This is a genomic window from Lysinibacillus boronitolerans JCM 21713 = 10a = NBRC 103108 (assembly GCF_000772935.1).
In the GTDB taxonomy this organism is placed as follows: domain Bacteria; phylum Bacillota; class Bacilli; order Bacillales_A; family Planococcaceae; genus Lysinibacillus; species Lysinibacillus boronitolerans.
In genome coordinates this window covers 1-1,583 of sequence record NZ_JPVR01000033.1, presented here as the reverse complement: position 1 = coordinate 1,583, position 1,583 = coordinate 1, and the positions used below count along the sequence as shown (strand labels likewise).

General features: G+C 42.5%; 1 protein-coding gene. It reads left to right on the top strand.

Going from position 1 to position 1,583, the window contains the following annotated elements; translation table 11 throughout:
• A partial coding sequence (locus tag CD31_RS00295; protein ID WP_036074802.1) for a M20/M25/M40 family metallo-hydrolase occupies nucleotides 1–1,583 on the top strand: 1,583 nt, incomplete at both ends.

Genomic DNA, 1,583 nt, shown 5'->3' with positions numbered 1-1,583 from the left:
ATGAATGCTTTTATGTGGGATACACCTGAAAAACTACGTGCCCTATTATGTGAACTTGTGAGCTGGGAAAGCCGAACATTAACGGAGGGCGAAAATAAATTTGCCTATCAGTTAAAAGATAAATTGTTAACGCTTCCATATTTTGAAAAACACCCGGAGTTGATTGAATTACATGATGCAGGACTGGGCAGAAATGCGGTGACAGCCTTCTATAAGCATCCAACGGCAACAGAAACCGTTGTATTAATCAGTCACTTTGATACGGTGCATACGGAGGAATATGGTGAACTAGAGCCGTTAGCCTTTTATCCAGAAGAACTAACGAAAAAGCTCCTAGAACCTAAATACCTAAAAGACTTACCAGAGGCAGCCCGCATTGACCTGGAGTCAGGGAATTACTTATTTGGACGCGGCACAATGGATATGAAAATGGGTCTTGCTTTACACATGCAGCTGATCGAAAAGGCAAGCTTTGAGCAATGGCCGATTAATTTGATTTTAACGACGGTTCCTGATGAGGAAGTCAACTCTGCTGGTATGAGAGCGGCTGTTGTGGAACTGGTGAGACTACGTGAGCAGTATGGTTTATCCTATAAATTATTTTTAAATAGTGAGCCATCGTTTTCACAAGGGCCGTCAGATACGAATGAATATATTTATTCAGGTACAATTGGTAAAATCATGCCTGCTGCGCTGTTCTATGGAAAAGAGACACATGTTGGTGAGCCATTAAAAGGAATGACGGCTCCCTTTATCGCCTCCTATATGACACAGCATATGGAGTGGAACCCCCTTTTCCGTGAAACAGATTTAGGTGAAAGCACACCACTACCTGTCTCTCTACAATTAAAAGATTTAAAAATGGAGTATTCTACACAAACACCATACCGTGCGGCGGCACTTTACAATGTCTTTTTATTAAAACGGACAGCGGCAGAGGTGATGGCTATTTTTGAGGAAGTTGCGTTACAGGCTATGGCTGCTTGCAATGCGCACTATCAGGACATTTGTACACGCGAAAATGTTCAGGGTGTGGGCAAGGTAAAGGTCTTACGCTACGAGGCCTTATTGGAGCATGCGATCCATAAGTTAGGAGCTGAGGAAGTACAAGCGATTAAGCACCAGGTTCAGCAGCATCCTGCATGGGATGATCGTGAAAAATCCATTCGTATTGTGGATCAGCTCATGATTCGCTGTCAGGAATTAGCACCTGCTACAGTTCTGTTATATGCACCACCTTACTATCCAGCCATTAATTCATCCAACCATCCATTAGTGAAACAGTCGATTGAATTAATGAAGCAAACAGCTCAAACCTTTGATATTGAGGTGGAGCAGATCCATTACTTTAACGGAATTTGTGATTTAAGCTATGTCAACTATTCAGATGCATCCAATGAGTGGCTAGCATTTGAACGGAACACACCAGTATGGGGCGATACGTATCATATTCCATTCAAAGAAATGACGGCATTACAAGGTCCTGTCTTAAATGTCGGTCCATTTGGGAAGGATGCCCACCAAAAAACAGAACGATTGCATGTGGATAGTGCGTTTAAAGAGATGCCTGTTATGATTGATAC